A 24,606-nucleotide genomic window follows, 5' to 3' on the forward strand; every position below is an offset into this window, starting at 1 on the left:
TTGGTCCGGCCCGCGGCGGGATGTCGGTGTCAGGCGAAGGCTTTGGTGACGAAGGGGATCGAGTCGGCCTGGGAGGCGAGGACGGTGCCGTTGTGGTCGGTGGAGTAGGTGTGCAGGGTCAGGGGTTGGTGGTTGGCGGTGAGGGTGGCCGCGTAGCGCAGGGTGTTGGGCATGATGATGTTGGTGTCGCGCAGGCCTTGGCCGATGAATACCGGTTTGTCGAAACCTGTTTCGGGCAGGGCGAGGTCGTTGTGCAGCATCCCGGGCGGTAGTTCGCTCAGCGGGCGGGCCAGCAGGTCTTTGAGCGAGACTCCGGCGTCGGTGAGTTCGGTGTACATGTCGTCTCCGCAGATCTGCTGGGCACGGGTGAACCAGTAGCGGCCGGCGTCGGTGAGGTAGGAGTCGATGTCGAGGTCGGGGTGGCTGGTTTTCAGGCCGTTGAGGACGTAGAGAGTGGCGCGGGTGTTGTAGCCGCTGAGTTTCACAGGCGGGAACGCGGGTCCGGCCGCGCCGATGAGTTCTTCGTTGTAGGCGGGGACTCCGGTGCCGACCGCGCCGCGGTAGTCCAGTTCACTGCCGCCGAATTCGGTGGCGTAGCGGGCGGTGAACATGGCGGCTTCGCCGCCTTGGGATTGACCGACGACGACCCATTTCCGCGACAGATTGGGGTAGTGGTGGGTGGCGGCTTTGACGCCGTCGACAATGTTGGCGGCTTCGACTTTGCCGTTGAGGTAGGGCTGCTCGCCGGGGGTGCCGAGGCCGGCGTAGTCGGAGGCGACGACGGCGTAGCCCTGATTGAGCCAGGTGTCGAGGTAGGCCCAGTCCCGCTCGACTTCGGCGGGTCCGCGGAGAGAGTAGGCGCATTGGTCGGCCAGGCCGAGGGTGCCGTGGGCCCAGGCGATGATCGGCCAGCCACCGGGCGGTGGCGGGCCGGGCGGGAAGTAGACCGCGCCGCTGGAGGTGGCCGGGGCTCCGCCCGCGGTGGTGGTCGTGTAGATGATTCGGGCGGAGTCGACCGAACCGGGCAGCGTTGCTGCCGGGGCGAGAGGCTCGACGGATTCGACGACGCCGGTTTCGGGTACCGGGACGGGCGCGGCGACGGCGGGTACGGCGGGCAGCGCGGCCAGGGTGGCGAGCACGGTCGCGGTGAGCGGCCAGGATGCGGACATGAGGATCGGGTCTCCAGGTGTCGGGGATCAGGCGTGGATCCGGATGCGGGACAAGGTGTTCAGAGGTGGCGCGCGCTGGCTCCGGGTGGTCAGTGGCTGGTGGGTGCGAAAGCGGTGATGGCGGCGGCGACGCTGTCGGGGTCTTCGATGGGCAGGAAGTGGCCGATGTCGGGGATTTCGGTGAACCGGGCGCGGGGGGCCAGTTCGGACAGGGCGATGCCCATGGCGATCACGGCGATCGGGTCGGCGGAGCCCCACACGAATTGCACGGGCGCGGACTCCGATTCGGTGATCAGGGCATCGAGCCAGCGTTGCTGGTGCAGGTAGCGTTCGCGCACGTAGGCGTAGAAGTGCGGCAGCCGGTGGTGGCCGTGACGGTAGGCGAGCAGTTCGGTCATGACCCGCGCGTCCTGGTCGGACAGGCGGTGGGGGCGGGCCATCAACCGGCGCAGACCGGGCACGTAGCCGGGCAGCATGCCCGCGCACACGCGCGCGGCTTCGGGCAGGCGTGAGGGTGTTTCGAGCATGCGCTGGAAGTCGGTGAGCTGGGCGTGGGTTTTGAGGATGCTGCCGTTGAGGAGGGTAGAACCGGCCAGGGTGAACGGCAGGCTGCCGGCGTGTTTGCGCGCGAGGAGTTCGGTGTGCAGGCTCGTGCCCATGTCGTGGGAGATCACGTGGGCGGCGGTGATGTCGAGGGCGGCGGTGACGGCTTCGACGACATCGGCCTGCTGGAACAGCGAGTAGCTGTAGTCGAGGGGTTTGTCGGAGAGCCCGAACCCTGGCAGATCGACTGCGACACAGTGGAAGTCGTCGGCGAGCAGCTCCATGGTGTCGCGCCAGTCGAAGCTGGAGGTGGGAAACCCGTGGATGAACAGGAGCGTCGGTGCGCCGCGGTGGCCGCGTTCGGTGACGAACACCTCCATGCCGAAAGCATCGAGGTGGCGGCCGCACGCGCTCCAGCCCCTCGCGGCGGCAGACAGATTGGTCGACATTGCTTTTCCTACTGAGGTCGTAGTGGTATCGGGTCGGAGCGGTTGCTCGTGCGATGTCCGGGATAGTCGAGGACCTGAGCGAGCGCCCCCGCAGTCCGCCAACGCCGGTGCGGCAAGGGTTTCGGTCACTCGGTCGCGGGCTTGCGGTGCAGTTCCTTGCGGTCGTAGTAGGAGGTGACCGCGGCGCCGAGCACCAGCCCGATGACGAGTCCGAACAGGGTCATCAAGACTCCGCGGGTCAGTCCGGCGGCGCCGTCGGCGTCGAAATAGAGGATGGCGCGAATGCCGAGATACACCTGGTGCATCGGTTCGAAATCAGCCAGGCGCGCAACGGTTTTCGGGAGTGCTTCGATCGGGATGGTGCCGCCCGAGGACGGCAGGCCCAACACGATGAACAGGACCAGGTTGATCAAAAGCCCGGCGGTGCCCAGGGCGGACACGATCGACAGGGCGGTGACACCGACCGCGAGGATGGCGAAGCTGCTGTAGAGGAACAGCGCCAGCGGCCGGTCGATGGGCATGCCCAGCGCGTACCCGACGGCCATGAAGATCGCCGAGACGATCGGGGCGGTGCCCGCGATGATGCCCCATTTCAGCAGCAGGGTGCGCAGCCGGGAGATGGGTGTGGGCGGGTAGTGCACGTACCAGGGACCGAATTCGGTGGGCGCGAACCCGAGAGAGACGTCGACCATGGCGTTGATGACCATGGCGCCGGTGAACCCGGCCAGCAGCACCATCATCGTGTAGAAGAACGCGGTCAGCCCGCCACCGGTGCCGTCGGGCAACGGGTGATAGGCGGTGACGGCCACGGTGATCGGTGCGGCGAGCATCAACCGGGTCAGCCCGGCCACCTCCGGTGCCGGTGCGCCGGCGGTGGGTTGGAGTTGGGCGTTGACGGTGGTGGTGAGTTGCTGTCCGATGCGCTGATTGGCTTGTGCGAGTGCGGTTCCGGCGACGGACTGGACTACACCGGCGGCGAACGACCCGGTGCGGGGGTTGGTGTAGACGGTGACGGCCGGTTGGGTGTGGGTTCGTCATGACGGCACCGGGTTCCTGGTAGAAGGGATCGAGGAGGGGCGTGGGCCTGCTCAGGTGTCGGGCAGGACTCGGGTGTGGGGCAGGGTTAGCTGTCGGGCAGCCCGCCGCGGCCACGGCCGCCACCGCGGACCCACACCCAGGTGCCGGCGAACGCGGCGAGCAGTGCGGGTTTGTTGAGGATCAGCGCGAGAGTCCCCAACAGCACGACGTTGTTGGCTAGATACACCGGGGCCATGATCAGAACGTGCACGGCGCAGAACACGGCCCACGCGGCGGTCAGCCGCCGATGCAGCCGCACCCGCGCGGCCGGGTCGGAGACCTCGGCGGGTTCGAAGCGGATCTTGCGGCAGATCGGCAGGGTCAGCGGGGTGGCGGTGGCCAGGCTGAGCGCGAACGCGACCGCGAGGGCGGCGTAGAGGATCAGCGGCGGCAGGAAGAAGTCACGGCCTTCGCCGGTGGTGGCGGCCATGGCGGAGAACACCAGCACGATCGCGGTGGACACGGCCACGACCTTGGGGCGGTCGCCGTGCCGCAGCCGCACCACTCCGACTGCCAGCGCGGTCAGGACCGCGGCGACGATACCGACGACTATCCCGGCCAGCGAGAAGCCGACCACGTAGCCCAGAATCGGGGCGGCGCCGTCGATGAGGTGGCGGGCACCGCCCATCTCGCGGATCTTCGCCCACAACGCCCGAACTCCCGGAACCGGAGCGGGCGTGATACCGGGGCCGGCCGGGGGCGGAGTCCGGGGTGAGGGTGGGGTGTTCGGTGCGGGGGGAATTGTCATGTGAGTCAACGCCTTCGGTGCGCCGGGGCGGGCGGGGTCGGAGGGGCGTGCAGGGCGCGGACGGCGCGGCCCGTCGGGTGAACACGGTCCCTGCGCGCCGCGCTGGGCGGGCTGCCCGGCGCGGCGGGGAGGGGTCAGTCGACGATCGGGGGCGGGGTTTCGCCGGGGGTGCCCATGGTGGCGGCGGCTTCGGGTCCGCCGAAGCGGGCCACCAGCGCGGCCTGATCGGCCTTGGCGTGCTTGTCGACGCCCTCGGGGGTGTAGGGGTCGAGCAGCGTGATCAGTTCCGCGGTCAGCTCGGCGAGGACACTGGCGTGGGCGGGGTCGGCGGCCAGGTCACGGGTCTGGTCGGGGTCGTCGACCACGTTGAACAGCTCGGGGTCGTAGCCGACATAGTGGTGCAGTGCGTAGTCGCCCTTGCGGAGCAGGAACGCCGCGCTGGGGGCGCCCATGGCGTGGTATTCGCTGAACACCACCCGCCGCGCGTCGGTGGGGCAGGTGGCGAGTTCGCGCAGCGACCGGCCCGGGCGAGCCGGCCCTGTGGGGATGACTCCGGCGGCGTCGAGGATCGTCGGATACAGATCGACCAGGCTGGCCGGGGTGTCACACACCTGCCCGGCGGGCACGCCGGGTCCGGCCACGATCAGCGGGATGCCGGAGGATTCGGTGTACATCAGCGATTTGCCCCACAGGCCGCGGCTGCCGACCATGTCGCCGTGGTCGCTGGTGTACACGACCAGGGTGTTGTCGGCCTGGCCGGAGGCGTCGAGCGCGGCGAGGATGCGGCCCAGGTTGTGGTCGAGGTAGGACACCAGCCCGTAGTAGGCGGCCGCGGCGCGGCGGCGTTCCTCCTCGGTGTTCGCGTTATCGAGGCCCGGCAGGACTCCGGCGAACGTCTCGACCCACGGGTGGCGGGTGTGGCCGTGCTCGGGCCGCATCGTCGGGACCGGCATCGCCGCGGGGTCGTACATCTCGAAATACTCCGGCGGCGCGAGGTAGGGGAAGTGCGGCGCGAGCAGCCCGGTGTAGAGCACCCACGGCTCGCTGCTGTCTGCGTTGCGGGTGAGCCAGTCGCAGGTGCGGTCGGTGACCGCGGCGTCGTAGCGGGTGTAATCCGATTCCGCGCCACCGGAGATCGACACCATCAGTGGGGCGTTGTCGCGGCGCGGCAGCGGATCGCGCACCGACCCCCACACCTGCCCGATCCCGTCCTTCAAGTGCATCGGCAGATGCTGGACGTCGAACCCGGTGGGATCGGAAGCGTTGCGGTAGTGCAGTTTCCCGATCGATTCGACGCGGCGGCCTGCGCGTTGGAGCTGGTGGCCCCAGCCCTCGACAGCGCCGTCGTAGCCCATCGCGTTGTCCCAGTACCCGGTCTGATGCGGATACAGCCCGGTCGCGAACGACGCCCGCGACGGCACGCATATCGGGCTGGGGCAATAGGCGTTGGCAAAGCGGGTTCCACGCGCGGCGAGCGCGTCCATGTTCGGGGTGTGGATGAGCGGATTGCCGGCGGCGCCGAGGATTTTCGGGTTGTGCTGGTCGGACATGACGACCAGCACGTTCATCGGCTGTTCGGACATGGTGTGTCCCTTTCGGTGAAGCGGGGGCCGCGCGCGTCACGCTCGGCCGGATGGATCGGTGGGTCAGGCGGCGACGCGGAAACCGGTGTTGCCGCTGGAGGAGTCGGGTGAGTTGTGGATGCGCGCGGCGACGCGGTAGCGGTTGCAGTAGCTGTCGTGGCACAGATACGACCCGCCGCGCAGCACCCGGGTCTCGCCGTCGGCGGGGCCGCGCGGATCCACGGCCAGGCCCAGGGGATGGTCGGCGGACCAGTGGTCGGCGCACCATTCCCACACGTTGCCGACCATCTGATACAGCCCGAAAGCGTTGGGGGCGAACGCCTCGACCGGCGCGGTGCCGGAGTAGCCGTCGGCGGCGGTGTTGTGGGTGGGGAAGCGGCCGCGGAAGATGTTGGCGCGGTAGCAGCCTTCGTCCTCGGGTTCGTCACCCCAGGGGTAGCGGGCGTGTTCGACACCGCCGCGGGCGGCGTACTCCCATTCGGCCTCACTCGGCAGCCGCACACCCGCCCACGCGCAGTAGGCCTGCGCGTCACGCCAGGAGACGTGCACGACCGGGTGATCGGCGCGGGCGTCGATGTCGCTGCCGGGGCCTTCCGGCGCCCACCAGGTCGCCCCCGGCACTGCGCACCACCACGGTGTCGGGTCGGGGCGGTGAGCGTTGCGGCGCAACGCCGCGGGCAGGAATCCGGCGAACACATACGACCAGCCGTAGCGTTCGGCATCGGTGAGATATCCTGTGGCGGAAGCGAATTGGGAGAATTCGGCGTTGGTGACGGTGTGAGCGGCGATCGCGAACCGAGACACCCGCACCGGCCGCACGGGGCCCTCCCCATCGGCCGGATAGCAATCGCGGTCCTCGCTGCCCATCCAGAACTGCCCACCCGGCAGCCGAACCAGCGCCGATGTCATACCGGCAACCGGGGACGCGGTGAGCGGCGCGGGAGCGGGCTGGGCGGTGTCGGAGCGCGACGGCGCGCAGCAGGATCCGCCGGTCGGCTCGCGGTCGGGGTTGTGGTGGCGTGTGGGTGAGTGCATGGCGGGTTCTCCTTCCCGAGAGCTGGTGTTCACAGGCCGAGGCCGAGGGTGGCGGTGGTCGCGGCGAGGGTGAGAGAGGCCGCGACGGTCGCGATCACTGGTCCGATCCGGCGCGGGCGCCGCGCCCGCAACGCGAGGTTGCGGCGGTAGCAGCAGATCGCGGTGACAGCGAGCGCGGCTACCGCCGCCGCGGTCGTCACGGTGAGTGCGAGCGTGGCGGCGTTGACCGAGGCGTGGGCCAGCACCGCGGCCGCCGGCACCGACGACAGCGCGGTGCGCCGCCACGCCAGCGCGGTCCGTTCGACCGCCAGCCCGGCGTCCGCCGGCCACGACCCTGCCGCGCTCACGACGCCAGCACCGCGACGCCCGCGGCCAGCGTGACCACGCTGACCCCGACCGCGAGCACCGGCACCAGCACCGATCCCGGCAGATGCTCGCCGCGGGTCATGGCGGCCTCGACGCGTTTCCACTGCCGGTGCGCGCACGCCGCGATCGCCACCGCCAGCCCGGCGCACGCCGCGGCGACCGCGCGCCGGAACCCCGAGGTCGAAAACTGCTCGGCCAGGGTCTGGACCGCCACCCCACCGGCCAGCAACCCCAGCGCCGTGCGGATCCACGCTAGGAAGGTGCGCTCATTGGCCAGGCTGAACCGGTAATCGATCGGCCCGGCGACCTCGCCCCCGCCGCTCTCGGCGGCCGGGTGGGGGCCTGGGATCTCGGTGGCCTGCTCGCCGGTGGGGCTGTGCACGTCGTTCGTTCCTCGCTCGGTCGCGATCCAACACTCAACCCCCTGATTGACATCATGCCTACAAATCGACAGCGTGTCTAGAAACATGTGGATGTTCACAGAATCGGCGGGTGCTGCGGACGAGCAGAAACCGCAAGTGGCGGCCATCGCAGGCGGCATTTCGGCGATGAACCCATGCCGGCGCAGCCGACGCGGTGCCCGGTCGCCTCGGGCGGGCGTGAAAGGGGCGGCGGAGTCTCATACCGCGCATCAGCTGCGCGCGTCGTGGGCAGCCAGGACTCAACGGGGTGCAGGAACATCATCGAGGCGAAGGCGAGTCCCGGCCCGAGGCCCAATTGGCGGCCGCGTTTCGGACTCCCCGACATCGGGCTGGTGACCCAGACCGAAATGGTCGAGCGCGCGCCCGGATGCTGGTGCGCGTCCTCGGCGACCTCCCGCTGCTCGCCGACGCCGACACCGGATACAGCGACAGCGCCACCAGCTATTCGACGACGTCCTCGGCGCTGATCACACAGCCCGATTCCAGCCACCACGACAGGATCGTCACCACCTGGCCCACCCCGGGCACGGGTGGACAACTGCGGATCGATGCGCACACACCCGAGTCATGCGCTGCGCCGACCCGACGCCACATCTACCCGCATCCGACTCGGACGCAGACAGCTGACATTGCGCGAATGCAGTGTCCGGGCTCGGGCATCAGGGCGAGTCGATGATCGCGGAGCGACCAGCCGCCGCGCGCGTCCGCCTCCCGCACCTCCGCGGAGCCTTCTCCCGCTGCAGGCCGGGGGTTCAGGGACATTGCGACCCTGCACGGAGCAGTCTGGCGGCGACTCGCGGTCCGAGTCCGGCCGCCGAGCTGGCCAAGGGGATAAACCCCCGTCTGCAGTGAGCCGGCGCTCTGCGCTCCCCGCCCGCGGATCAGGTCACGGGCGCGCGGGGGGCACGTCGTCGAAGCCCGACGCCCAGTAGCGGCCGCGCAGGGACAGGGTGAGCAGTTCTTCGGTGATCTCTTCGGCGGACTGGGGCATGCCCTGTTCGAGCCACCATGCCATCACCTGCACCATTTCCCCGACCCAGGCACGGGCGAGCATGTCGGCGGGGATCCGTAGCTGCACACCCGCGGCGGCGGCGCGGTCGGCGAATATGCCCGCAGTGGCGGCGGCGCGGTCCTCGACGAAGCGTCGCAGCGCGCGCCCGTCGCCTTCCCCGCGCAGCACGACCCGGTAGGCGTCGCGTTCTTCGGCGGCATGGCGGAACAGCTCCAGGACCGGTTTGCCGGTAAACCCCTTCACCGAGTTCGCGACCAGCGGCTGCAGCCGTCGCTGCATCTCCTCGATCAGCTCGGTGACAACCGCGTCGAGCAGGGCGTCCTTGTCGGTGTAGTGGCCATAGAAGGTGGCCCGGCTCAAATCGGCGCGTTCGGTGATGTCCTCCACGGTCACCGACGCGAAGCCGTGCTCTAGCACCAGCGCCACGAACGCCTCCCGCAACAGGCGGCGGCTGCGACGGCTGCGGCGATCTTCAGATACCACCAGGACCCCTTCCGGCTGCCCAACAATGATTGACATCGTATCGGAAATGGACACCGAGGATGAAGGCAGACGGCGTGTCCAATAACGGTCCCGGCGGCAGCCACAATGGACGGGCCGGGGCGGACTGCCTTGGCGCGCACCGGAATCCGCGCACAAGCCCTCGAACCGCGGGTCCTGTCCGCCGGGCACCAACTCCGATACACCCGGCGGCGGATTCGGCCTCGTGCACTATGCCGGAGGCGCTGCGCAGCAGCTCCCACATCGACCGTCGAGCATTGTCGCCGATCCCGAACTGCGCCACGGCCGTCCACTTCTCCCGAATGCCCGCGGTCATGGTCTCCTGCTAGCGCGGTCACCGCCGTCCCCAGCCGGGGGTCGCGCCGGGGACCCAGCGGTCCTCCGGGCCGCCCGCTCGCCGACTCCCGGGCGCCCGCTCGCCGACTCCCGGGCGCCCGCGGATGCCGCTCCGCCAGTACGGCTTTCGAATCAACAGGGTTGCCGTAGCTCGCTCAGGTGGCGTCAGTGACCGAGGGCCGGCGGCGATCACCGGAAATCGTCATGGGTTCGAGGCCCGAACCCATAGATAGTCGAAGTGTGCGTTAGAAGACCTGACATCTACTAGTGGACACAATGTAGAGAAACGTGTAGTTTCGAGTCCGTTCTGAGATCCACATCACTCCCTCGGGTGGTTGTGACTCGGGACATTCAGTGGGGCAGGAGGACGCGGGCGCTGTGCTCGGGCAGCTCGCAGAGCCGCTTCCTCCGACGCCCCTGCGGGCCCCGACGGCCCTCGTCGCTTCCCTCGCGAGTGCCGTCGGGCCCGCCCCAGCACCGTGAATGAGGAATCCGATGAGAACCAGCCGATACGCCCTGACCGCGCTGATGGCCGCCGCGAGCATCGAACTCGCCACCGCCACCGTCGTCCACGCCGACCCCACACCCGCACCCGCGCCGGCGCCCGCGCCAGTGCACTACCACGCGGGCGTGGACGGCACCGACATCGTCGCGACGCTGGATCAGGGCAGCTTCACCGACTCCGGTGACGGGCACGTCGTGACGGTGCGCGACGCCGCCGCGCAGACCCTCGACAGCATCCCGTTGTCCTATACCCTCGCCGACGCCGCCCATGCGATCCGCCACCAGATCTCGCCCGACGGACGCACCCTGCGCCTGACTCCGGACACCAGCGGTATCGACGCGACCGCGCTCGAGCCGGTCACCCCACCGGTGGAGAACCAGCTCGCGCTGAAGCCGGTCGCCTCGCCAGTGGAGAACCAGCTCGCGATGAACGACCTGATCAACAGCGTCAGCATCGGCACCTCCATCGGCAGCCTCGTCGGCACCGTCATCGGCGCCACCGTCGGTATCGGTGTCGGCTTCGCCCTGGCCGGGGCGTCATGCCTGGTGCTGTCGCTGGGCTGCGTCGTCGCGGTCCTGCCCATCGTGGCCCTGGTCGGCGGCATCGGCGGCATCGCCGGGCTCGCGATCGGCGGCGGCCCCACCGCGGCCTACTCCCTCTACCAGTACGTGCAAACCCTGCAGGCCCCGCCGGGCACCTCCCAGTACGGCGACTACTACAAGAACCGTCAGCAACAGATCCCCGCCGCTGACGCACCCCGCTAGATCGCACCACCTTCCCAGGAGACCCTCGTGAAGATCGGCCCTCTCGGCCTCGCCGGCACCGCCGTCGCCTCCCTCGTGCTGACCAGCACCGCCACCGCCCACGCCCAGCCCACCGAACCGACCTACAACGCCACCATCGCCGACGGCGCGGTCATCTTCACCGTCGACCAGGCCACCATCACCCTCGGCCACGACCGGACCCTGCAGATCAGCGACCGCTCCGGCACCCCGCTGGCCGCCCTGCCCCTGGAATTCCTGCTCGACGACCAGCATGGCGAGCTCGGCTACACCCTCTCCACTGACGCGCGCACCGTGACCCTCACCCCCGATTTGGCCAGCCTGCGCCCGGCCACCGCCACCGAGATCGCGTCCCCGCTGGAAGAACAACACGCCCTCGATGACCTCGCCAGCGGCCTGACCCGCAACACCCTCGCCGGGCTGGTCATCGGCACCGTCGCCGGAGCCCTCGTCGGCGGCGCCATCGGCCTGGCCTCCTGCGTCGTCGTCGGACCCGGCTGCCTGGCAACCGTGCCCGCCGCCGTCACCGCCTTCGCCGCCGGCGGCGGCATCACCGGCACCATCTTGGGCGGCGGCACCGCCGCGGCCAGCGGACTGTGGAAATACATCACCACCCGCAACGCCGCTCCCGGCCAAAGCCCCTACGCCAATGGCGATCTCAACGACCCCAACGGCACCGGCATCCCCGACGCCCACCTGCGCCTACCCAGCGGATCGGCCTCCGGCCTCAAATCCGGATCCTCCGGCGGCTCCTCCCACCACTGAACCCGGCAAAACACCGATCCCCGCGGGGCCAGCCGATCGGCTGGCCGCCGTGATGCGTGACCTTCTCTCCTCATCGATCGCAGCGTGGTCGAGGGCTCCCATCCTGTCCCCTACTCCATCGATGAGAATCCGGAAGAACCTGCCGAATCGGAGCACACGCTCATCAAAGACGATGCGGTTGGCAGCGAGGGGAATTACCCTCGCGTTGCCGTTGTGGCTCGACAGCCTGATCGAAACGTCTCCGTCACCGAAGGGCGCCAATCCTATTCCGCTCCTGGATATCTGGCCGGCGGCCATGACCCTGTCCCAGCGGATGGGCCTTTCGGATGCTCGACGCGCGAAGCAACAGCGATGCGGAGACTGCGAGAGCGCTCTGGTCCGAAGCAACAAAGGATTTCGACTACTTCGCCGACCAGTCGGTCATCGCGTGCGCCGTCATCTCGGTGCCGTTGTCCATCCGAATGTGCACCGGTCTCCGGCCGGTAGCCGCGATAACCTCGTCGAGCACCTCCACCAGACGGTCGGCGGTGCACGAACGAAATGCTCTGGTAGCCAGGGCCTCTCGGGTGAACTCGTCGACGATATTGAGCAACCGCAGCTGCCGGCCATCGAAGGTGACGTCGACTTGGAAGTCCAACGCCCACATCTGATCCGGAAACGACGCCCTCATGCGCTGGTTGCGGCCGGTCCCGACGCGCCGCTTCTTGCGCGCCCGGCTCGGCCTCTTCAAACCCTCCTCGCGCCAGAGTCGTCGCGTCCGTTCATGGTTGGTGACCAGCCCTTCGCCGCGCCACAGCGCGTGTGCTTTGCGCCAACCGCGGATGCTTGCGCGAGATCACGCGCAGGCGAGCACGCAGCGTTCGTTCGATCTCGGCGACCGCCGGCGGGCGGCGTTGCACCGACCGCGACTGTTCAGCCACCCGGCATGCACGCCGCTGTGACACCCGAAACCGTTGCTGCAGAACAACTACGGCCCTGCGGCGACGATCCGGGTCCAGTAGTTTCCCCGGTTCAGCTCCTCGAGCATGTCGATGTCGTGGGCCTGCTCGGCGACCATCTTCTTCAGTCGGGCATTCTCGCGCTCGAGCTCTTTGAGCCGTTTGGCGTCGTCGGACTTCATGCCGCCGTACTGGGACTGCCAGCGATGCCAAGAGGCCTCGGAGATCTCGAGGTGTTTGCACACCTCCCCGATCGAGAACTTCTCACCGAGCAGCTTCTCGCCCTCGCGGAGCTTGCGGATGATCTGCTCGGGGGTGTGTCGTCGTCGCGCCATGTCGTGACCTCGTCCTCCTGCACCCATTCTGGTGCATCAGAACTCTCACAACCGCTGGACCTGCTCAAAGGGCTCCAGCCACTTGGACGTGCGACCAGTGTTTATTGTTCGCACACAATTAACGAGACGTAACGGTCGATCAAGACCATGACGTGTCAGCTGACACTACACTCGCTTTCACCCCTCCAGATCGAGGGTTTCACCGTTCGAGCCTGTCAGCGCCAACACGGTGTCGCGCTCCGTGCCGCGATGCACGGAAATCACCAGACGTCCGGGACCGACGCCCCGAGCTGTTGGCATCCCCCTACCCGCCAGCGGCCGCGTCCGGCACCGACACGACCCGGGAGGAATCCGTGGGCCAGCAGCACACCCCTAACGACATCTCGACCGCACGCGCCATTGGCACTGTGAGACAGCTTGATTCGCTCGATCTGCACCTGCTCGATACCGAAACGTCCACTACGCCACTGCACATCGGCGCGATCACGCTGCTCGACTCCGCGTCAGCGCCGAATGGACCGCTCGATTCCGAAGCACTGCGACGGCTTTTCGCACAGCGGCTGCCCCTCCTCGCGCCGCTACGCCGCCGGGTGCGCACGGTCCCGTTCGGATTGGACCTGCCCTACTGGGAGGACTGTGCCGAGATCGACCTGAAATACCACGTCCGCGATATCCGGCTGCCCGACGGCGCCGATGATCGAGAACTCGCCGACTACGTCGCGCGCCGCCACGGTCAGCCGCTCGACAGGTCGCGTCCGCTGTGGGAATGCCACCTCTTGTCCGGACTCTCGGGCGGGCGGCAGGCCGTCTACACGAAAGTGCACCACGCGGTGATCGACGGCGTATCCGCCGCCGAGATCATGGCCGCCATAATGGATATCTGCCAAACACCCTCCGCCACACTATCGTCGACTCCGGAGGTACGTCGCGGCCGGACACCGTCGACCGTCGAAATGCTCGCGCGCAGCCTCCCCAACGCGATCACTCGACCGGCAACCCGATTCCGCGCCGCCCTGCGCGCCGTGCCGACGCTGCTGGCTTCCGCCGATGATCTACGCACCAAACACCCCGACGTACCGTTCAACGGTCCCCTCACCAGCGCCCGCAGCGTCGCCTACACATCGCTGCCCCTCGACGCGGTGAAAACCATCAAGAACAACGTCGGCGGGACGGTCAACGATGTCGTGATGGCCTTGTGCACCACCGCGTTGCGGACCTGGATGCACGACCGGGGCTTCGCCACCGACCGACCGCTGCTGGCCGCCATACCCGTATCGGTGCGCACGCCCGAACAGTTCGGTACCGCGGGAAACCAGTTCTCACTCATGCTCACCACGCTGCCGATCTCCGAAACCGACCCCCGCCATCGAGTGAAACTCCTGCGGGACAATCTGCTTGTCGCCAAACAACGATTCCGCACCCAATCATCGAACCTGCTGCACGAGGTCACCACACTGCTGACACCACTGCTGCACGGCATGCCCACCCGAGCTGCGATGCGAGCGGCCGCGTCCACTCTCCCTCTGGTCAACCTGCTCGTCTCGAACGTGCCCGGGCCCCAGATACCGTTGTACCTCGCGGGAATTCGCGTGCTCTCGAGCCACCCAGTCTCAGTGCTCACCGAGCTGTCAGGCTGCCTGAACATCACCGTCATGTCCTACGACGGACACCTCGACGTCGGAATTCTCGCCTGCCCCGACACCGTTCCCGACGTCTGGGACATCGCCCGCAATCTCGAGGACGCACTGGCCGAACTCCAGGCCTGACCGACCAAACGGAGCAGGAATGACCGCCGAACCCATCGAATACGAACCGACGATACCGTCGCGGCCGTCCGCCAAATTCGTCGTGCGTGCCAGGCGTGCGCTGCGGCGACGGCGCGCCCTGGCAGCAGCGACCGAGGTCTTCGTCGCACGCGGCTTTCACGCGGCCACGATGGATGAGATCGCGCATCGCGCGGGCTGGAGCAAACCGATTCTGTACAAGGAATTCTCGGGAAAGCTCGAGCTTTATCTGGCGGTGTTGCAGCACCACATCGACGCATTGACCGACGGGGTGCGGCGGGCACTGCACTCGACCACCGCGAATCGGGACCGGGTCCGCGCCGCGATCCAGGCCTACTTCGACTTTGTCGACCATGAGACACAAGGGTTTCGGCTGGTCTTCGATGCCAACGTACCGAGCGAGCCCTCGATACGATGGCGAGTCGGACGCGCAACAGACGACTGCGTGACAGCCGTCTCCACCGCCGTCGCCCACGATTCCGGATTGAGCCCGAACCGATCTCGCATGCTCGCCGCCGGGCTGGTCGGCGCCAGCCAATTCGCCGCGCAGCACTGGCTCGACACCGGCCGCGCAGTCCCGAAGGCCGACGCCATCGCGGCGGTGATCACCCTGTGCTGGGGCGGACTGTCGTCCGTACCACTGCAGTCGACCCAGTGACTCCGCGCCTGCAAAGCGCTACGCCGACGGGCATGGCGATCTCGCCGCGCGAGCGCGCACTCGCGCGCCGCAGAGACCGTAAAGCCACACCCCATAACCGCCTGGACACAACCTGAAGAGTGGTCGGCCCTTCGTGACCGTAATCGCAAGGAGGCCGTCGATGCTCTGGTGGAGGCTCTAACCGCGACAATGAACGTTTGGGACCTTGTGGAGATCGAGCAGGCAATTCTGTGGGACTTTGCTGAGGGCGCTGCGTGGCCTGACTGGCCATCAGTTCGAGCGAGCAACGAGTGCTATGGCCACCTCCGCTCTGAAGAGCTTCTCGGGCTTGCGGGGGTACGGGCAATGGAAGAGGTCCAAGGCGAGTTGCAGGACCTGAGCGATGATCTCGAGAGGCAAGTTCGGCAACTCGAACCAGAAACCTGCCGACTCGCTGGACGGATGGCTACCACACACAATCGGCAGTGTCCCAAGGGTATCGAAAGATGTTGCAGCGCTTGGAACAACGATCAGGATTGGCACGCAAACGTCGAGATCAGCGACCTTGAAAACCGTCGTGGTTCACGCCACCGTGGATTCAAATCCCACACCCACCGCAGGTCGGGCGCGGTCTCTACGATCATCGGCCCCTCGACGAGAGGCTCCGTCCGCAGCGGTACATGAAGCCGCGTTCGGCCTGGTCAACGGTGCGCGTCGGGGTTCTCGCCGCAGGTCGTGGCGTCCAGAGAGTTGCCGAGTCCGGCCGTAGGACGGGCGAGCCCGATGTCGGGGTACACGCCGCAAGCCTCGGACCTGAGACGGCTCATTTGGTTAGTCACCGGCTTGTGTGCGCTATCGATCGGACCACGCCGGTGAATCGACCTAACCGGGCATTTGCCGCGTGATCGGCTACGGTTCGGCGTCGAGGGTTCCTTGTAAGACAGCCACGCATTTTCACCGTGACGATAGCGAGGATCTGTGACGAACCGCGCTCGTTTCACCCGATGCATAGTGGCATCCATGATGGTGGCCGCGGCTGTCGCCTGCGGCGCCGCGCCCGCCACGGCTCAGCCGTCGGATGAGGCGACCGGGGGAACACCTGCCGCGGTCTGGACCCCGTGCCCCGACCACCCGGATTTCGAATGCACCACCGTGCCGGCACCATTGGACTACCAGCATCCCGGGAGTCGCACGATCGAGCTGGCGGTCATCCGGCACCGGGCAACCGACCCCGCGCATCGGATCGGCAGCCTGCTGTTCAACCCAGGCGGGCCGGCAGGAGCAGGCACCACAGTCCTCCCAATCGCATATCCGCTCCTCCCACTCCAGATCCAGGAACGGTTCGACATCGTCAGCTGGGATCCGCGCGGGGTCGGTGAATCGACGTCCGTCCAATGCTTCGACGATCAGGCGGAGTACGATGCCTGGTTCGCGCAGTTGCCTGTGGGGTTTCCGGTCGGCCACGAGCAGGAGCAGCGGTGGATCGACCTGTACGCCGAGCTCGGCCGGGGTTGCGAGCGGCGCGACCCGGCCCTGTTGCGGTTCGTCTCCACCACCGACTCGGCCTACGACATTGATCTGCTGCGCAGAGTCCTCGGCGAACAGCTGGTGACCTACTTCGGGGTCTCCTACGGGACGCTGCTGGGCGCCACCTACGCCAACCTTTTCCCCGACCGGGTCCGGGCGATGGTGCTGGACGGCAATATCGATCCATCTGCGTGGTACGACTGGAACCCGGCGTTGTCGACCTTCCTCCGGCAGGCATCCGACCTGGGAACGGCCAAGACGCTGGAACAGTTCTTGAACCTGTGCAGCCAAGCAGGCCCGATCCGCTGCCCGTTCTCGGCCGGCAGTGCGGTGGCGACCCGAGCGAAGTACGAGGCACTGCTGCACCGCCTGCTCATCCACCCGCAGGACGGGTTCACCTACGCCGCCACCGCCAACGCCGTGCGCGCCAATCTGTATACCGTCCATGACACCGCCGGTTCCCCAGCGAACTGGACGGCGCTGGCCGAGCTGCTGCAGCAGCTGTGGCTGGGCGCAACGCCGCAGATGCCCGACCCGGGCGAGAATCGCCTGGTGGACTGGTCCTCGACAGCGCTGAGCGACTCCTCCCGGGAAGGTTCGGCCCAGCAGCAAAAGTACACGGGCGTCGAGCAGCCCTTGGCGATCATATGCGGCGAGAGTCCCAACCCGCGCGATCCGCACAGCTACGGCGTCATGGCGAAGTTCAGTACCGTTCGAGCCGGTACGGTCGGGCCCTTCTGGGCGTGGGTGACCGAGGCGTGCTCCACCTGGCCCGCCAAGGCCGCCCATCGCTACACCGGCCCGTGGGGCCGCTCCGCGACACCGATCCTCACCGTCAACGCCATCTACGATCCCGCCACCCCGTACCACAACGCCCTGGCCATGACCGCCCAACTGCACAACGCCAGACTGCTTACCGTCGCTGGATACGGGCACACCACGCTGTTCAACCCGAGCAGCTGCGCGAAAGCCTACGAGAGCGACTACGTCATCCGTGGCGCGCTGCCCCCACCCGGCACGGTCTGCCAGCAGGACGTCCCACCATTCACTTGACACCACCTCCAGACGATCCACCCCGACAGGCTGGCGACCAACGGCGCCGATCACAATCGCGGCGGTGGCCATCCGGGTGGCCATCCGGGTGGCCATCCGGGTGGCCATCCGGGTGGCCATCCGGGTGGCCGCACGGCGTGCGTCCGGATGCGAATCTGGGGGTCAAGTGGTCGCAGGTTCAAGTCCTGTCAGCCCAACCAAGAAAACCCCTTCCGACCTGGGTCGGAAGGGGTTTTTGCCACTTGGCCAAGTGGGTAGCGACAGCCGCCGGTGAAAGCTGCAGGAGACGCGCGGGCACGAGCGCATTACCTCTGCTCAGCAACGGTTAGCCGCGACCTCAACTGTCGCAGCTCCATGCTCATGACCTTCTCGATCGCGCGCCGAGATCGACAGCGCTGCCGAATCCCGCTGGGGCACAGGTCTACTGCGATGCACCCGCAAACCGGCCGCCCGGCCGTCTGTGGCGTGATCACCGGCAGACGTCGCAGGACAGGGCGACCGGCCGCCCCGAACCCGGTTCGGTTCCTTCAGCATTTGACGGCATGGCTCACGGCGGCTGCTGTGTCGGCGACCGCGCGCGTTCAGGCCAGGGCGGCCTGCATGGCGACCCCGTCGACGTAGGAGTGTTTCTCCTTGACTGCGCCGTCTTCGACCAGGACATAATCCGCGAGGTCGACGCACATGCGATTGCCGGTTGCCGTGGTCCCGGTCATCTGCATTTGGGCCACCCAGAAATCCTCTCCGGCGCGCAGCGAGATCAGGTGGAATGTCAGGTCGGGAACCAGGGCGAACGTCCCTGCGGCGACCTCGCGGATGGCGGCCCGGCCTCGGGCGGGTTCCTGGCCCGAGTGCATGTGGAACACCGAGTCGTCGGTGTGGAGCTCGACGATTCGGCCTGGGTCGCGGTCCACCCAGCACGCGTGGTAGCGCTCGAACAGTTCGCCAGCGGCAGTGGTCATGATGGAAAACTCCGATCGTTGTACAAGTGGTTGTCGTCGATGTGACTTGGGAAGTGTTCTGCCAGAATCACTTCGAGTGAGATAACCGCGTCGTTGGTCGTCTCCTTTCGCTGGTGTGTGGCCGCCATCCGGGCCGTCGAGCACCGAACGCGGAGGCGATGATGCCGGGCAGCCGCAGCCAACTGGGTTGGCCCGCATAGTCAGTCAGCCGCTGGGAGGTTCGTGCAGCGCTTTCGGCGGTGACGAACCAGGATGGTTTCGGCGAGAGTGCGAACTCTCCGTTGGCGATCGGTCGGAGAGCCCGAGTCGCGCCCAACGTTGGGCACCGCGCCGCAACCGCTCGACTGCGCGGTCCAGCACGGCGAGCTCGGCATCGCCCAGAACCTCGTCGGGGTGGTTGTGGTGTGGGGCTGTGGCCACGGCGTGCTCCCTCCGCATCGATCAGGGAAATTCAGTGTCGCGGAAGGGCATTCACCGTGGCGACGGGCGCACGCCGCCACTTCGGACACCTCCGTTGTGCGCACGCACAAGGAACGCTAAGTTGGCGACGGTGACCCAGGACACCTACATCGGGCGCCCGCACCTCCTGCGAGAACTGCGGGCGGATCTGGCTGCGATCTCCGAGGCCGTGACCGCCAAGATCGAACAGGACGAGACGGACTACGACGAAGCCGCACTCGGTCACCACGAATTGAGCACTCTGGTCTCCGACAGCCTCGCCGCATTGCTGGAGGCCATCTCCGGCACTCCGTACTCGCTCGAGCCCGCGCGCAGAGCCGGACGCCTCAAGGCCGAGCGGGGCATCCCGCTGGAGAGTTTGCTGCACGCATTCCGCGTCGCGGGATTGGCGTTCTGGGAGGTCGTCGTCGAACGCGCGGAACAGGACGACCGACCCGCGCTGCCCCAGCTGTCCACGCTGGTGTGGTCCACCATCGACGCGTATTCGGTCGCGGCGGCCGACACGTACCGGCGCATAGTCTTCGCCGGGGGTGAACAGCCCGGTCAACGGTCGTTGCGGGCACTGTTCGATCCCGACCTCCCGCCGGCGCAGCGCGCGGACTTGTGCAGCAGGATGCGCTTGCCCCTCCCCGGCATTTTCGTCGTCCTGGTCGGCGATCTCCGCCTCGCCGCGGCCGGAGTGACCACGGTCCGAACCGTTCTCGCCGACGATCGGGTGACCCTCGCCGCAGCGGGCTCCCCGGGGGCACTCGAGCAGGCACTACGCGCCGCAACGGCGCGGGCCGGGGCCAGCAAACCCTTCACCGACCTCGTGTCCGCTCCTGCCGCGCTCGAGCAGGCGCGGCTCGCGTTCCGGTGTCTCAGCCCGGCCGACACCGGAGTCCACACCTATGCCTCGTCGCCGGCCCGTGCCTTGATCGCGGCCCACCCCGAACTCGCCGCGGACGTCCTCTCCGATGCGCTCGCCGCGTTCGACCAGCTCCACCCCGACGACGCCGACGCTCTCGCACAGACAGCCCTGGCTTGGTATGAACTGCGCGGCTCGACCTCGGCGATCGGAGAGCGGCTTCATCTGCACCGCAATACGGTGTTGCACCGTCTCAAGCGCATAGAACACCTCACCGGTTCAGCCTTCGCAGCGCCAGCAGACGCGGCGGTGCTGTATTTGGCACTGCAGACACGGCTGCTCCAGGCTCCCGCCACCCCCGAATGATCCCGGCCCCACGCGGCCGTAGGGAAAAACGTGGGCCCTTGTTCAGTGCCCCGTCATCGGCTCCTCAACCAGGGCCGAGGCCCGTTCGGAAAACGATGGTTGGTGTACGCGGGTGATCCTCGATCCGCCTGTGCCTCCGCATGAAGTGGGTTCGGAAGCCTGTTCATCAACCGGGAAAGCGGGCCGACGAATCGCGAGCGGTGGGGCATAGTGTCGAGCACAATCGAGCGGTGCTCGTGTGTGTGAGGAAGCGCAACAAGGCAATTGGTCGCTTCGCCGGACGAATCGGCTTGTTCCACGCGGTCTTCCCAGCACCGTGCGGCGGACTGGTCGTCGCGTTCGCCGCCCACCGATTCCTGCGCTGGATCACCCCGATCGACCCGATCGAAACCGCGGGTGACATCGATGTCACCCGCATCGACACCAGCCCCGGCATCGACAGATACCTCTGAAACCCGATACCCGGAATCGGGCCGCAGCGACCCGCTCATGGCGTGCAGCGTGTCCCGATGAAATACCCCGGTATCCGCAGTTCAGCGCTATAGCCTCGTGTGTGCCTGGACGAACAAGACGATGACCGAGTCGGCTGGCGTGAACCGACAGCCGGGTCCTGGCTCCCATCGTGATTCGCTGCAGGGCCGAATGTTCTGGCTCAGCGTCGGGATCGCCATGGTCGGCTCCGCCCCCGCAGAGTGTGGCCGCACGGCCTGGATACAGGGAGGTATTCACATGAAGGCGATCGTGGTGACAGACCAGGCCGCCGGAACGGCCGGAATGACGTTGGTGGAGCGGCCCGATCCGGATATGGCGAGGTTCACTAGCCTCTCGGGCGCGAGCTACGGCGATGTCATCGTCGAGGTTCATGCGTCGGGATTCACCGGGGATGAGTTGGAGTGGCCCTCGACCTGGATCGATCGGCTCGGCCGGGACCGGACGCCGTCGATCCCCGGGCACGAGCTGGCCGGGGTGGTCAGGGCTCTCGGCTATGGCACAACCGGCCTGTCGGTGGGGCAGCGGGTGTTCGGGCTCACCGACTGGACTCGCGACGGAACGCTGGCGGAGTACGTAGTCGTCGAGGCACGCAATCTCGCGCCGCTGCCGGGCGACATCGACTTCACGGTGGGCGCGGGCGTCACGATGGCGGGCTTGACCGCCTGGCAGGGGCTGGTCGAGCACGGCCGTCTTCAGGCGGGGCAGAGCGTCCTCGTGCACGGTGCGGCCGGAGTAGTCGGGTCGATGGCAACCCAGCTCGCACGTGAGGCCGGCGCCTATGTCATCGGCACCGGGCGCACGGCCGGCCGGCAGACCGCGCTCGACTTCGGGGCGCACGAGTTCGTCGACCTTCAGAACGACTCTCTGGAAGACATCGGCGGAGTCGATCTGGTCTTCGATGTCATCGGCGGAGACATCCAGAAGCGGTCCGCGGATCTCGTTCGAGCCGGAGGAACGCTGGTGACCGTCACCGGGCCGCCCGAGGCTCGGCCCGCCCACGGACTGGCGATCGACTTCGTCGTCGTATCCGATCGCGCCCAACTCGGTGAGATCGCCCAGCGGGTGCGCGACGGACGAGTGCGGACGAACATCGGCACAATCGCGACCCTCGACGACGCCGTCGCCGTCTTCAACCCGACCCAGCGACGCAAGGGGAAGACGGTCATCCGCGTTCGTCCGTGAGGAAGCGATAACTACCTACAGCCTTCTGTGAGGAGAAGCGTCCGCGGGTGCCCCCGCGTTCGAAAACGATGCGCGGGCCGGCAGGAGCCGTGGTCGATACCGAGATCCGGCAGACCGACGAACCCGTACTGGACGCTGCTCACCTCGCAGACAACGTCGTCGTGCTGGAGGTCCTTGAAGAGGCCTCCCCCTGGTACGACCGAAGGCCAGGGTCGACCCGTTCCAGCTCGCGCACTGCGGGCCCGAAGCTCGCGGTGGTGTGACCTCTCCTAGAATCAAGATCACCTGGTGACCGGCGGTTCGGCAGCCTGTGACCGGGCGATGTTGCACGCTGTCACGGGTGCGTGATGGGAGATTCCTTCTTCGTTTTCCGACGTGAGAGGAGTTCGATCATGGCTGGCAACAACATTCCCTCAGATCAGTGGAAACTCCGAGGCGGCACCGCCTGGGTGTATCCGGCCAACGGTGTGGCGCGGGTCGTCGATCCGGTGATCGTGGTCGCCGAACCGGGCCCAGGACCCACCGACCTCGACGCGTTCGCGGACCGGGTGGACGGCCCGGACTACCCGCTGCGGACGAAACTGGCCCAACGCGGCAAGGACGTGATCCTGGTGGGCTACGACGACAAATCCGACTGGGACACCGCCGAGCAGGTGATCGAAGAGGCTGCGCTTCGCACGTGTGCGATGCGCTTCGGCAGCAAGCCCATGGCCGTCGTCGGTGCCGGCCGGGCCGCGCTGCTGGCCCGCTACGCCCTGGCCCGTCTCGAGGACAAGCGGATGTCTCATGAGGTGGGTGCCTTCTTCAGCCTCGACAGCACGACACCGACCGCGGCCGAGCAGGACGCGCTCAACACTGTCGGAGCCATGCCCCAGCTGCCGCGGTTGGGGAAGATCACCAGCGCGGGGACCCGCGACCTCGAAGGCCTCGGCCCCCGCGACGATCCGGCCAGTTCCCAGTTCGACGATGCCCTCTACGCATCCGGCCCGGCCTCGAAAACCTCGCTGGTCAACGAGGAAGAGGGCAACTGGCTACTCGAACGACTGCCCTGACCGCCTGGGCGGCCCGACCGCCCACCCTGTCGAACCCAGAGGGCCCCTGCTCCACAGCAGGGGCCCTCTGCTGGTCGGGGTATCACCCCGCAGGGGTTGGAGCCGACCCCGCCACTCCCGCACCGACGCCGACGTTGCGATGCGCCTGCACGCATGTCCGGATTGCGGTGCCCGAAGGATGGGCGCGAGCAGGCGCATCGACCCCACAAGTGATGGAGCTGCCAGGTATTCGGCTCCCCGGCGGGGCCCGGATGGTGACGCATGGGGCGTGGTCCTGACCGATCGTGCCGACTACCCGGACTACCAGGAGTTTTCGCCGGAGATCGCGCTGATATGACCTAATCCTTTGGATGGCAACCGATATCGCGGCCCACCTGGCGTGTACGAGCGTCGAGCGGCCATGGACGATGCCGCGGCGACACAGGTCCGGCGGGCCGCGCGCCAGAATCCGGACGATTCGGCCGCGAGGCCATCACCTAGCTACTGCACTCCGAACGACACCACGCGGCCGCCGGTGCTGCCGGTCTGAAGACCGTTCAGGATCGTTTCGATCGGGTTCGGGATGACGGAGCTTCCGGTGGTGCCGTTGGACCTGAAGTCGGTGGACTGCTGGCTCGTCGTGCCATCGGCATTCTTCTGCGAGGCGACGATGTGCTGGTCGCCGGCGGCCAGGCTGAGTTCGACGGTGACGACGTAATTGGTGAAATGCATTTGCTTTAAACGAGATTGAGCGCCCCCTGTTTCTTTGGCAGCGCTTCCGGGGGCTCGAGCCCGACGTGCGGACGCGGCGAGCCGAACCGAGGTGTTCGGAAAACGATGGCCCGGCGCAGCGGCGCTACGAGATTTCGGACTCATGTCCTCCCGCATGGCAACCAGGAGAAGGCGGGAGGATGCACGCGAGGAGATTGCCGATGAACTGCAGGGCCGAGTCCATCCCGGCCGACCCCGTGGAGGAGCCGGTCTGCGCGACCGGGGTCGCTGGTGCGTCGAGGACGGGGAGCGGCGCGGCCACCGCCTGTCCGGCTCCGACGGTCAATGCCGTGGCAATGCCAACTGCCGCAATGAGAGTGCGCATGCGGGAAAACCCTTCGATCGAGCGTGCGGCCGAATCTCTCGACCCGCTTGCCGAAGAGTCAATCATCTCCATTTCAAAACATCTGCCGGATTCCGCGCACCCGAGAGCCCCGAATTCCATGGGCCTAGGTATCCCGGATTCGGGTGGATGTCCGGCCCGCTGCGACGCAACACCGGACGTGGTGATCTAACGACCAGCTTCCCTATCAGTGGCCGTCTTCAACCCCCTTCCCATGCCTTCATCAAGGACATTGCGCAGGATCTGTTGCAGCGCTGCATCGTTGAGCAGGCTACCGCCGAAGCTGACCGAGCTTGCCGAGAAAACCAGCCCGCCGCCGGGGTCATGGATGTAGGCAACCATGTCGGCACCGCAGCCCGGGGGGTTGATACCGGTCGCGAGTACCACCGTTCCCGGCGGCGGAGCACCACGATCGTTCGAGGCCGGTTCCACCGGATCGGTGACCACTTGCCCGTCCGGGGCCGTACCCGCGATGGAAGTGGCCACCTCCCACCCGCTCGCGCCGTCGCCGCTGATGCCGTCCGGAGCGGTGCCCACGACGCCGAGGCTGGTCATGCCGATCAAGTCGCCTTGGCGGACGGGCAGCCGG

23 protein-coding genes and 1 pseudogene are annotated in these 24,606 nt (G+C 67.6%); 10 read left to right on the plus strand and 14 right to left on the minus strand.

Annotated features, from left to right (window positions below):
• Positions 1-29: 29 nt before the first annotated feature.
• The 9 genes and pseudogenes from ACFXKA_RS37970 to ACFXKA_RS38010 all read right to left on the minus strand — a co-directional run bounded on the left by ACFXKA_RS37970 (position 30) and on the right by ACFXKA_RS38010 (position 8,887).
• The gene (locus ACFXKA_RS37970) at positions 30-1,169 is read right to left on the minus strand and encodes a lipase family protein (protein ID WP_379431101.1); all 1,140 of its coding nucleotides are present in this window, start codon (positions 1,167-1,169) and stop codon (positions 30-32) included.
• Between the two features lie 89 nt (positions 1,170-1,258).
• Complete coding sequence (locus ACFXKA_RS37975) at positions 1,259-2,161, minus strand: alpha/beta fold hydrolase (RefSeq protein ID WP_379431102.1); 903 nt, start codon at positions 2,159-2,161, stop codon at positions 1,259-1,261.
• Between the two features lie 125 nt (positions 2,162-2,286).
• Positions 2,287-3,159: pseudogene (locus tag ACFXKA_RS37980) on the minus strand (DUF3533 domain-containing protein); the annotation flags it as partial.
• A 125-nt stretch (positions 3,160-3,284) separates the two neighbouring features.
• The gene (locus tag ACFXKA_RS37985) at positions 3,285-3,866 is read right to left on the minus strand and encodes a DUF3159 domain-containing protein (protein ID WP_379431103.1); all 582 of its coding nucleotides are present in this window, start codon (positions 3,864-3,866) and stop codon (positions 3,285-3,287) included.
• Between the two features lie 254 nt (positions 3,867-4,120).
• Positions 4,121-5,569: a sulfatase-like hydrolase/transferase gene (locus ACFXKA_RS37990; RefSeq protein ID WP_379431104.1), complete on the minus strand. Its 1,449-nt coding sequence runs from the start codon at positions 5,567-5,569 to the stop codon at positions 4,121-4,123.
• Between the two features lie 63 nt (positions 5,570-5,632).
• On the minus strand, positions 5,633-6,604 hold the full coding sequence (locus ACFXKA_RS37995; protein ID WP_379431105.1) for a formylglycine-generating enzyme family protein: 972 nt from the start codon (positions 6,602-6,604) through the stop codon (positions 5,633-5,635).
• A 29-nt stretch (positions 6,605-6,633) separates the two neighbouring features.
• Positions 6,634-6,951 carry a DUF202 domain-containing protein gene (locus tag ACFXKA_RS38000; RefSeq protein WP_379431106.1) on the minus strand — a complete coding sequence of 106 codons (318 nt, stop codon included), beginning with the start codon at positions 6,949-6,951 and terminating at the stop codon, positions 6,634-6,636.
• Complete coding sequence (locus ACFXKA_RS38005) at positions 6,948-7,319, minus strand: YidH family protein (protein WP_379431126.1); 372 nt, start codon at positions 7,317-7,319, stop codon at positions 6,948-6,950. The genes ACFXKA_RS38000 and ACFXKA_RS38005 overlap by 4 nt, the downstream gene beginning before the upstream one ends.
• Positions 7,320-8,278: 959 nt before the next feature.
• Entirely contained in the window at positions 8,279-8,887 is a 609-nt protein-coding gene (locus ACFXKA_RS38010; RefSeq protein WP_379431127.1) for a TetR/AcrR family transcriptional regulator, read from the minus strand.
• 849 nt (positions 8,888-9,736) lie between these two features.
• On the opposite strand from ACFXKA_RS38010, the gene ACFXKA_RS38015 reads away from it, so the two are divergent.
• The gene (locus ACFXKA_RS38015; RefSeq protein WP_379431107.1) at positions 9,737-10,510 is read left to right on the plus strand and encodes a hypothetical protein; all 774 of its coding nucleotides are present in this window, start codon (positions 9,737-9,739) and stop codon (positions 10,508-10,510) included.
• Positions 10,511-10,537: 27 nt separating this feature from the next.
• A complete protein-coding gene (locus ACFXKA_RS38020) occupies positions 10,538-11,293 on the plus strand; it encodes a hypothetical protein (RefSeq protein WP_379431108.1) in 756 nt (251 codons plus the stop codon).
• 400 nt (positions 11,294-11,693) lie between these two features.
• Here ACFXKA_RS38020 and ACFXKA_RS38025 read toward each other — a convergent pair whose 3' ends face one another.
• Positions 11,694-12,023, minus strand: coding sequence for a DDE-type integrase/transposase/recombinase (locus ACFXKA_RS38025; RefSeq protein WP_379431109.1), 330 nt, complete (start codon positions 12,021-12,023; stop codon positions 11,694-11,696).
• Positions 12,024-12,260: 237 nt separating this feature from the next.
• Positions 12,261-12,566 carry a transposase gene (locus ACFXKA_RS38030; protein WP_379431110.1) on the minus strand — a complete coding sequence of 102 codons (306 nt, stop codon included), beginning with the start codon at positions 12,564-12,566 and terminating at the stop codon, positions 12,261-12,263.
• 407 nt (positions 12,567-12,973) lie between these two features.
• Between ACFXKA_RS38030 and ACFXKA_RS38035 the strand changes: the two genes are divergently transcribed.
• The 3 genes from ACFXKA_RS38035 (at position 12,974) to ACFXKA_RS38045 (ending at position 17,567) form a co-directional block, all read left to right on the plus strand.
• Entirely contained in the window at positions 12,974-14,332 is a 1,359-nt protein-coding gene (locus ACFXKA_RS38035; RefSeq protein WP_379431111.1) for a wax ester/triacylglycerol synthase family O-acyltransferase, read from the plus strand.
• Between the two features lie 19 nt (positions 14,333-14,351).
• Positions 14,352-15,008 (plus strand): TetR/AcrR family transcriptional regulator, encoded by a 657-nt coding sequence (locus tag ACFXKA_RS38040; protein WP_379431112.1) that lies wholly within the window; start codon positions 14,352-14,354, stop codon positions 15,006-15,008.
• 999 nt (positions 15,009-16,007) lie between these two features.
• Positions 16,008-17,567 carry an alpha/beta hydrolase gene (locus tag ACFXKA_RS38045; RefSeq protein ID WP_379431113.1) on the plus strand — a complete coding sequence of 520 codons (1,560 nt, stop codon included), beginning with the start codon at positions 16,008-16,010 and terminating at the stop codon, positions 17,565-17,567.
• A gap of 581 nt (positions 17,568-18,148) precedes the next feature.
• On the opposite strand, the gene ACFXKA_RS38050 is transcribed toward ACFXKA_RS38045, so the two are convergent.
• Positions 18,149-18,526, minus strand: coding sequence for a nuclear transport factor 2 family protein (locus tag ACFXKA_RS38050; RefSeq protein WP_379431114.1), 378 nt, complete (start codon positions 18,524-18,526; stop codon positions 18,149-18,151).
• Positions 18,527-19,076: 550 nt separating this feature from the next.
• Between ACFXKA_RS38050 and ACFXKA_RS38055 the strand changes: the two genes are divergently transcribed.
• The 5 genes from ACFXKA_RS38055 (at position 19,077) to ACFXKA_RS38075 (ending at position 22,924) form a co-directional block, all read left to right on the plus strand.
• Positions 19,077-20,198, plus strand: coding sequence for a helix-turn-helix domain-containing protein (locus ACFXKA_RS38055; protein ID WP_379431128.1), 1,122 nt, complete (start codon positions 19,077-19,079; stop codon positions 20,196-20,198).
• A 242-nt stretch (positions 20,199-20,440) separates the two neighbouring features.
• On the plus strand, positions 20,441-20,650 hold the full coding sequence (locus tag ACFXKA_RS38060; protein ID WP_379431115.1) for a hypothetical protein: 210 nt from the start codon (positions 20,441-20,443) through the stop codon (positions 20,648-20,650).
• 277 nt (positions 20,651-20,927) lie between these two features.
• A complete protein-coding gene (locus ACFXKA_RS38065) occupies positions 20,928-21,872 on the plus strand; it encodes an NADP-dependent oxidoreductase (RefSeq protein WP_379431116.1) in 945 nt (314 codons plus the stop codon).
• An 89-nt stretch (positions 21,873-21,961) separates the two neighbouring features.
• Positions 21,962-22,135: a hypothetical protein gene (locus ACFXKA_RS38070; protein WP_379431117.1), complete on the plus strand. Its 174-nt coding sequence runs from the start codon at positions 21,962-21,964 to the stop codon at positions 22,133-22,135.
• 129 nt (positions 22,136-22,264) lie between these two features.
• Positions 22,265-22,924 carry a hypothetical protein gene (locus ACFXKA_RS38075; RefSeq protein ID WP_379431118.1) on the plus strand — a complete coding sequence of 220 codons (660 nt, stop codon included), beginning with the start codon at positions 22,265-22,267 and terminating at the stop codon, positions 22,922-22,924.
• Between the two features lie 480 nt (positions 22,925-23,404).
• Here ACFXKA_RS38075 and ACFXKA_RS38080 read toward each other — a convergent pair whose 3' ends face one another.
• Positions 23,405-23,791: a hypothetical protein gene (locus tag ACFXKA_RS38080; RefSeq protein WP_379431119.1), complete on the minus strand. Its 387-nt coding sequence runs from the start codon at positions 23,789-23,791 to the stop codon at positions 23,405-23,407.
• A 394-nt stretch (positions 23,792-24,185) separates the two neighbouring features.
• Positions 24,186-24,572 carry a hypothetical protein gene (locus ACFXKA_RS38085; protein ID WP_379431120.1) on the minus strand — a complete coding sequence of 129 codons (387 nt, stop codon included), beginning with the start codon at positions 24,570-24,572 and terminating at the stop codon, positions 24,186-24,188.
• Positions 24,573-24,606: the final 34 nt, after the last annotated feature.

The organism is Nocardia sp. NPDC059228, assembly GCF_042754245.1.
In the GTDB taxonomy this organism is placed as follows: Bacteria; Actinomycetota; Actinomycetes; order Mycobacteriales; family Mycobacteriaceae; genus Nocardia.